This window comes from Nocardia sp. NPDC019219 (assembly GCF_040632645.1).
Classification (GTDB): domain Bacteria; phylum Actinomycetota; class Actinomycetes; order Mycobacteriales; family Mycobacteriaceae; genus Nocardia; species Nocardia sputorum.
On the sequence record NZ_JBEYCG010000007.1, the window covers coordinates 300,963 to 308,314 of the forward strand.

The following is a 7,352-nucleotide window of genomic DNA, read 5'->3' on the forward strand; positions in this document are numbered from 1 at the left end:
TCACTCCTCGTCTCCGCCGGGCGGTGCTATATCAGGGACCGGAACGATTGCACGGCGTCGTCGTCGGAGTTCACGACGAGGTCGGCATGGGACCGCAGGTTCGCGGCGATCTTGCGCAGCTCGCCGACACCACCCAGGTACGACTCCTCGAACGAACAGCCGACCTGCCCCAGCGTCTGTGAGGTGTGCCGCGAGACCGCGTCCGCGGCCGCCGCGGTTGGTCGCAGGGCCGCACCCCGCTGCCGCAGCCCGGACTCGAGACCGTCGGCGAGTGATTCCAGCCGTCCGGCGGCGAGCACGGCCAGTTCGTTGTCGATCGCGATGCGACTCATGCGAATTCTCCTTCTACAGACTGAACGGGGTATCCGGGTCATCGGTCGAATCGAGACCGATGACGGGTGCTGCGATGTCCTGCTGTCCGCTGCCGATCAACTCGTCGACGTAGCGCGTGTCCGCCAGCTGTGCGGGGGCACTGCCCGACGGCCGCGCGCGACCGTCACCATCGGTGAGGGCCGCGCCGGGGACCAGCGGCGGCAGCATCTCGTGCGAGTAGGTGGACGTCGTGATCGGAATGCCGACGGCGGCGACCTGACTCGTCGGCGCCGCCGTGACGATCCCTTCGGCCTGCCATCCGCCCAGCACCGTGGCCGCGGGTGTCACGGCCGCGACCGTGCCCGGGACCGAAGCCGCGGACAGCCCCGACACGGACGTCGGCCGGTTGGCCACCGGTGTCGAGGTCTCGGCAACCGGCTTGGCCGAGAGCTGCGCGGCGGCCTCCTTGCCCACTGTCTGTCCCAACGAGATCAGCGGCGTCACCAGTTGTTGCACCTGCGACAGCAATTGGGTGAGCGAGGACTGCCTCGAGGTTCCCGCCGAACCCGCCGACCCGGCGCCACCGGTGGTCGCCGTAGCCGAGCCCCTGGTGATCATCGATGTTTCGGGCACCGATCCGCTCACCGTCGACGCGCTCCGGGCCAGTGATCGCTGTACCTTGCCCGGGTCGGCGCGCTTGGGTACCCGGGTCGGCACCGGCTCGCCCGCCTCGGCCATCTCCGCCGATTGCCCCAACAACTGGGCCTTGGTCCGGGCGGTGATCGCGGTGGCCTCGGTACCGGCTTCGATCGCGGTCGCCAGCAGAGCCGCCTGCCCCGGCGGGGTGACCAGAGTGGGGCCGAGCGCCGCCGTGGTGAGCGCGAACCTGGTTGCCAGCGCCGCCATTTCGGCATAGCCGGTGGCCATGGTTGCGGCCGCGCCACCGGTCACCAGATTGATCCGGGTCGCCTGCTCGGAGATCGACGCCGACGTCGCGACCGTGTCGAGCGCGGCCGAGGTCGCCGCGGTCACCCCACTGCTCTCCATCGACTGCAGCAGCTGAATCCCCGAGGATGCCAACTGGATCACAGTGCCGACCGCGTCGGTGACCCGCTGCAGCACGGTCTGCGGATTGAGCCCAGCGTCGGTGGCCAGATCACCGCTGCCGAAGCCGCTGAAGAGGTCGGTCACCGGCCTGATCAGTGCCGTCGGATCCAGTGGCGGCAGTGCGGGCAGGCCCGGCAAGGGCGGCAGGGCGGACAGCTGCGGCAGTGCGGGCAGGCCGATACCGGCCAGCACTTGCTGGGCGGACTGATCGAGCAGCGGCGCGACGGGAGTGTTGTGCAGAGCGTCGAGCACGGACGGGGACAGCGGCGCCGCGAGATGTTCGGCCGTCATGCGTTGTTCCCGGCCGGCGGAACGAACTCAGCGGCGCTGTGCTGCTCGGTGAGTTCGTAGGAGGCCGCCGCGCCCCGTGCGGTGTCGGCGGTTGCGGTGAGGATGTCGACCAGCTGGGCCAGTGCGGTGAAGTGGTTCGCCTGGGCGTAGGCGAAGCTGGTCAGGAACTCCTGTCCGATCAGACCGAACACCGGGACCGCAGCCGCGATGACCGCGGCCTGATCGACCACCCCCGCCGCGGCGACCGTCGCTGCCATCCCGTCGGAAATCTCGCCGTACTGTCGGAAAGTCTGCGGCTGCACATTGAGTACGTTCATCACGGTGCCCTCCTGGGCTGATCTGTGAACTCTGGAATCGGATGCCTGGCCGGCTCAGGTCAGAAATGTAATGAGCGCCGGTCGGTCTGCAAGCGGTGTGCGAGTGGCAGAACCTACTGTTCACCTGGGCGTTGATCGTGCGGGTCGACGTGGTGTGTACAGCGCGCTGACCTGCACCGAAGCGGCGGGCGGACAGGGATTCGCGCCCTCGCGCAATACCATCGGAGCGGGGCGCCCACCCCGCACGTCATCTGTTCACCCGCCGTTGAACTCCTCGATCAGCCGTGCCCGCGTCGCCAGCGCCTGCCGCGCCGCGGCCGCCGCGGTATCGACGACCGCGTGTTCGAACTCTCGCGGCGAGAGCTGTGAAACACCTTGGGCAAGAACTACTTTCACCAGACGACCCATACCGTCGACACCGACGGTGACGTTCCCGCGTGGATCGGTGTGCTCGACCCGGATCGCTTCCAGGTCGGCCGCGAGTCCGCGCATTCGATCCAATTGCGTCAGCGCACCCGACTCGAGGGCGGCGAAGTCGGTCACCAGCGGTCTCCTTCCCGGTCCAGCCAGCTGCGTGGTTCGTAGCCGTGCTCGGATTCTCCGGTGAGTTCGTCCGCCTCGACCTGGAGCCGGGATGGAAGTGCGAGTAGGTCCAGGGCCGAGTCCGGTACGCCGAGACCGCTCAGGTACTCACGTCGCAGCAGGCCGGCCCGGCCGGCGGCCTGTCGGCACAGCCGCAGAATGTCGTCGCCGAGCTCAGCGGGATCGCGCCGGAGCTGGTCGGGCCGGACCCGGAGCGCGAGCGGCAGTCCGGAATCGGTCGCGCTCACCACGATGTCCCCACCGCGCAGAGCTGCTTCGCCGACCGACCAGGCGGCGAAATCCGGGGAACCAACGCCGGAGTCGACGCGCTGATCCACCGGGTCTTCGACCAGGTCGCCGCCCTGATAGACCGGATCGTCGTGGATGGTTGCACCGAACATCGAGTCCGCGGACCACCTGTTCGCGGAGTCGGTACCGCCCTGTCGTTCACGCACGTCGTTCGTCCTCCATGGTATGTCGTACGGTCTCGATATCGGCTGCCACCAGCGCCGCCAGTGCCGCACGGTCGACGGCCGTCGCGATCGGTGCGGCGGCGGCCGTCACGGCGTAGCGGCCGTCGCCGACCAGATCGCGCCAATCGATGCGGCGCCGGGCTATCCCGCGCGGCCCGAATATTGATCTCCCCAAACTGGTTTCGATCAGGCCTCGACGCTCGACGGGGTGGCGCAGCCACGATGCGCTGGCCCGGTCCGCCTCACCGAAGCTGTCGTATACCGGGGACCGTCCGAAGTGATGGTCGACATCGGCAACCGTCGGCACCGTCACCAGCGGAATGTCGGGTAGCCGGCCGGCGGCGCCTTCGGGCAGCACCCCGACCAGCGCACCCGGCAGCCGCTCGGCGGCGCCGGTGCTGACCTGAAATCCGGCACTGTGCCAGCAGGTTTCACCGGGCAGCTGCCGGATCAGCGAGGCCACCGCGCCCTGACGTGCGCCCACCGCGCGCACCCTGCCGGCCGGATCATTCGGACTGCGTGGATCGAAGGCCGCCACGGTGACCCGGATGTCAGCATGCGCGATACGTCCGAGCGCGTCGTGCAGAGCACCGTCCTCGTCCTCGGCGAGTCCGTCCAGCGCCGCGTCGGCCAGGCGCGACCACTCCGCAGCACTCTCGCCGCGATACAGGCAGAACAGCGGCGCGGGCAGCCGATCCTTGAACAGGTTGTCCCACAACGCGATCAGCTCGATGTCGGTGAGCAGCCAGGAGCGGCTCACCGATCGAGCACCGGCCGCACGCTGCGCCCCGGCCCGCCGAGTACGTCGTCGAGGTGTTCGGTCGAGTTCAGCAGCTCCGAGCGCTTCTTCTCCCGCTCTTCGGTGCCCGGACGTGCGGGATAACCGCCGAAGGGCATCATCGGATCCCGGCCGAGCCCCGGACCCGCGCGGCCGATCAGCTTCTCCCCCGGTACCTTCGTGACACGGGGGAACAGCTTGGGATCCTGGTTCGCGAGCGGGCTGAGCGCGAGCGCGCGCCCGAGTCCGCCACGCCCGCTGATCCCGCCCGTGCCCACACCGCCGAAGGCGTTGTTCGTCGGGGGCAGCAGCGCGGTGTTCACGAGCAGCGGGTTGTTTCCGGGGTCCTGCCAGGTCAGCTCCTCGAGGAGGTCGGCGGGCGAGGAGAAGGGGGAATCCTTCAGCGCCTCGGAAAGATTCGGCGTATTCGTCTCCGTGTCGGACGATCCGATCGGGGTGTCGTCGCCGTCGCCGCCGGGCGAACGGTTGCCGAGCGGATCGTCCTCGCCGGGGTCGCTGCCGTGCTGACCGCCGCCGTCGCCGGTCGACGGGTCACCATGGTTGCCACCGGTGTCGTCATCGTTGTGGGCGTCGGTCGGCGTTCCGATCGGGACGTTGTCGTCGCCGATGTCGAGCGCCGGGGTCGCCACGTCATCGGGCTGGGGCAGCGCGACGATGCGGGTCAGGGTGTTGGTGTAGTTCACGGAGTAGTACGTCTGGAAGTTCTCCTGCAGCCGGATCAGGTTCAGCTCGTTCTGCATCTGCTGCGAGATGCTGTCGCCGGGCGGTGGGGACGGTGTCGGCGGTGTGGCGTACTGCTTGGTCTGCTGGAGCCAGCCCGAGGTGTAGAGCAACGAATCACTGAGCAGGGACATGTCCTTGGTGAGCTGCTGGGACGCTCCGACATAGTGTGTCGTCGCGGCGATCGCAGCCTCGGCACCCGCCCCCTCCCACTGATCCGATACCCCCGAGATATTCGTGCGCAGCGTGGTGAACCCCGTATCCAAGGTCTCCGACAGCCACTGCCACACTCCCGCCGCGGTCGCGACCGCCTGGGCATCGATCGAATTGCCGATCACCCATAGGGTCTCCCACCCGAGCTGGCTCCCCAGTTCGGGACCGAACCCGTACGAGTCGTACTGGGTTGTCGAGTCCGGCTTGGTCGGATGGACCGGAACCGCCACCGGTTTCGGCGTACCGGGCGGTGGGGTTCCGGAGGGACTGTGGAAGGAGAGGTCGTCGAAACTCACCGTCGACTCGTGTTCGGTTCGCTCGTACTGTTTTCCCGCCGAGACGAACGTGTTGCCCATATTGGTCAGAATGTTGCGATGCCGGTCCATCCGCTCCTGTAACTCGGTGCCGAACTTCACGTTGAAGACCGTCCACAGCAACTGACCCGACACCGAGGCGGCGATGGTCGGGCTCGCCAGCGAAACGTTCTGATCGATCCAGGTGTGCACTCCGACAACGCGATCGAGCATGTTGTCGACATATCGGGCGCAGCGGTGCGCCGCGCCGGCCTCGAGCCGCAGATGCCCGTCGCCGGCCAGATTCGGTAGCACAGACCATGCCGTGGGGTCCGCGACGTTCGGGTCGAGTGCCATGTATGCCCTCCGTACTGGTCGATGAACTTCGTTGTGGTCAGCGCAGTTGGTCGCGGAACCAGTCGACGCAAGCCGGCGTCGCCGCCGGGCCGGGATAGGGCGTCCGGTCACCGGACGCTCGGTCGCGTACAGCTCGACGACCTCGCGGGCCGATCCCGGCGACCGCCCACGCGCGAGGCAGCGGTGATCGCGGCGTGATCCAGTGCGCCGATGGTCGCCACGAACTCGACATCGATCAGCACACCGTCGGCATCGACCGCGACCAGAACACGGCGACGAACCGGCCTCGCTGCGCAGGCGATCGTTGGGAGCTGCCATATCAGAGCTCATCGTCGTAGACACTCGCCCGCGCGACGCCCTGCCGCGACTCGTCGTCGCGCACGAGCATCAGTTCCGCGCACTCCCGCTCGATCAGCTTGCCCAGCCCGTCCGCGTCGACGGCGACCGCGGCGACCGGCGGCCCCGGGTCGATCAGATAACGTCCGTCACCGGGATGATCCTCCCAGATGATCCACCTGGTGACCTGTCCGCGCGGACCGAAAGTCGAGTGGCCGTGCGTGATCTGCATGGCGCCCACGAACCCCTTCTGCGCGGCCTGCCATCGGCGACCGCGCAGGTCGATATCCCGATCGCCCTCGTCGTAGAGGGAGTTGCGGCCGTGCCAGTGGTCGAACCCGGCTTCGGTGTCCGAGTTCAGCAATTCCACGCGGGACTGGGTACCCGCCGGTTCCGGCGGCAGTTTTTCCACGATCAGCCGTGGCAGCGCGGTGGCGGTGCACTCGGTGATCTCGAGCTCGTCGTGGCTGTCGAAGGTCGTGGTGTGGAATCCTTCGATAAGGACCGCTCGGTCATTGAATAGCTTCGCAGCCAGTACTTTTCGGCCAGCCAGAGCCTCGAGCGCGCTGTGGTCCACCGCCTGGAGCGCGATGCGGATATCGGCGCGCAGCGATTTCACCAGCACATCGGCCAAGGCGGCATCCCAGCTCGCCTGCAGCTCGCCCCAGACCCTGGCTTTGGCGAACTGGAAGTCGTAGTGCCCATGGATGTCGGAGCGGTAGGCGAAGGGCCAGTTCATCCTGCGCCCGACCAGCCGCTCGCGCATCACCAGGTACTCCAGCCCGGTCAGGCGCCAGGTTCGCTCGATCATCGGTCTCCCTCCGCACTGATGCCAGGTGCTCCGGTCGTCCTGACCTCGGTGCCGGCGACCGCGTCGGTCGACCTCGTCGAGGTGAAGTCCACGAAGAACTCCGGCTGATTGCCGCCGGCCCGGCCGATCTCCGGCACGATGGCGAAGGTGACCGGCCCGCTCGCACCAGGCGGGCCCACCAGGTCCTCGAACTCCTCGAATTCGTCCTCGATGAGCTCGGCCGCATCCGCCAGCGCCTGTTTCACCGTCGTCGCCCCGTCCTCGACGGATTTGGCCAGCGCCTGCAGTCCGGGACCGAGCTGAGCGGCGAGTTGATTGCCCAGTTGCACGAGCGTCGGTATGGCGGAAGAGATGAGTTGCAGCACCTCGGAGAAGAGGCTGAGCAGGTCGGTACCGCTCAGTGCGCCACTGGTGCCCGCGCCGGTCATGCCGCTCGGTCCGAACGCCGGGCCGGTGCCGTTGCCCGAGCTCCCGGTCGGCCCCGAGGGGTGCGACTCGCTACCGCCGGTGCCACCCCCGCTACCACTGGCGCCGCCGCTACCGCTGCCGTCTCCGGTGCCGCCTCCGATTCCGCCGTTTCTGTTTCCGCTGTTGTTGTTTCCGCTTTCGCCGTTTCCGTTTCCGCCGTTGTTGTTGCCGTTGTTGTTGTTGCTGTTGTTGCTGTTGTTGTTTCCGCCGGTGCCGCCGCCGTTGTTGTTGTTTCCGCCGGTTCCGCCGGTGCGGGTGATGGGGTCGGTGAAG

The 7,352-nt window shown here is 68.0% G+C and carries 8 protein-coding genes and 1 pseudogene; all 9 read right to left on the reverse strand.

Going from position 1 to position 7,352, the window contains the following annotated elements:
• Nucleotides 1–26: 26 nt before the first annotated feature.
• Nucleotides 27–332 (reverse strand): PE domain-containing protein, encoded by a 306-nt coding sequence (locus tag ABZ552_RS16470; protein WP_281918043.1) that lies wholly within the window; start codon nucleotides 330–332, stop codon nucleotides 27–29.
• Nucleotides 333–345: 13 nt separating this feature from the next.
• Nucleotides 346–1,710 carry a hypothetical protein gene (locus ABZ552_RS16475; RefSeq protein WP_281918042.1) on the reverse strand — a complete coding sequence of 455 codons (1,365 nt, stop codon included), beginning with the start codon at nucleotides 1,708–1,710 and terminating at the stop codon, nucleotides 346–348.
• Nucleotides 1,707–2,027 (reverse strand): type VII secretion target, encoded by a 321-nt coding sequence (locus tag ABZ552_RS16480; protein ID WP_281918041.1) that lies wholly within the window; start codon nucleotides 2,025–2,027, stop codon nucleotides 1,707–1,709. Before ABZ552_RS16480 ends, ABZ552_RS16475 begins: the two co-directional genes overlap by 4 nt.
• Before the next feature lie 255 nt (nucleotides 2,028–2,282).
• Entirely contained in the window at nucleotides 2,283–2,570 is a 288-nt protein-coding gene (locus tag ABZ552_RS16485; protein WP_281879390.1) for a YbaB/EbfC family nucleoid-associated protein, read from the reverse strand.
• Complete coding sequence (locus tag ABZ552_RS16490; protein WP_281879389.1) at nucleotides 2,567–3,010, reverse strand: hypothetical protein; 444 nt, start codon at nucleotides 3,008–3,010, stop codon at nucleotides 2,567–2,569. Before ABZ552_RS16490 ends, ABZ552_RS16485 begins: the two co-directional genes overlap by 4 nt.
• Before the next feature lie 46 nt (nucleotides 3,011–3,056).
• Entirely contained in the window at nucleotides 3,057–3,842 is a 786-nt protein-coding gene (locus tag ABZ552_RS16495; RefSeq protein WP_281879388.1) for an ESX secretion-associated protein EspG, read from the reverse strand.
• Nucleotides 3,839–5,464, reverse strand: a complete 1,626-nt coding sequence (locus tag ABZ552_RS16500) for a hypothetical protein (RefSeq protein WP_281918040.1) — start codon at nucleotides 5,462–5,464, stop codon at nucleotides 3,839–3,841. Before ABZ552_RS16500 ends, ABZ552_RS16495 begins: the two co-directional genes overlap by 4 nt.
• 319 nt (nucleotides 5,465–5,783) lie before the next feature.
• Nucleotides 5,784–6,611, reverse strand: a complete 828-nt coding sequence (locus ABZ552_RS16505) for an ESX secretion-associated protein EspG (protein WP_281879386.1) — start codon at nucleotides 6,609–6,611, stop codon at nucleotides 5,784–5,786.
• Nucleotides 6,608–7,352: pseudogene (locus ABZ552_RS16510) on the reverse strand (hypothetical protein); the annotation flags it as partial. The pseudogene ABZ552_RS16510 and the gene ABZ552_RS16505, both read right to left, overlap by 4 nt.

Coding starts and splice junctions, on each gene's coding strand:
- ABZ552_RS16470 (WP_281918043.1), bottom strand. CDS start 332: ATGAGTCGCATCGCGATCGACAACGAACTGGCCGTGCTCGCCGCCGGA.
- ABZ552_RS16475 (WP_281918042.1), bottom strand. CDS start 1,710: ATGACGGCCGAACATCTCGCGGCGCCGCTGTCCCCGTCCGTGCTCGAC.
- ABZ552_RS16480 (WP_281918041.1), bottom strand. CDS start 2,027: ATGAACGTACTCAATGTGCAGCCGCAGACTTTCCGACAGTACGGCGAG.
- ABZ552_RS16490 (WP_281879389.1), bottom strand. CDS start 3,010: ATGTTCGGTGCAACCATCCACGACGATCCGGTCTATCAGGGCGGCGAC.
- ABZ552_RS16500 (WP_281918040.1), bottom strand. CDS start 5,464: ATGGCACTCGACCCGAACGTCGCGGACCCCACGGCATGGTCTGTGCTA.
- ABZ552_RS16505 (WP_281879386.1), bottom strand. CDS start 6,611: ATGATCGAGCGAACCTGGCGCCTGACCGGGCTGGAGTACCTGGTGATG.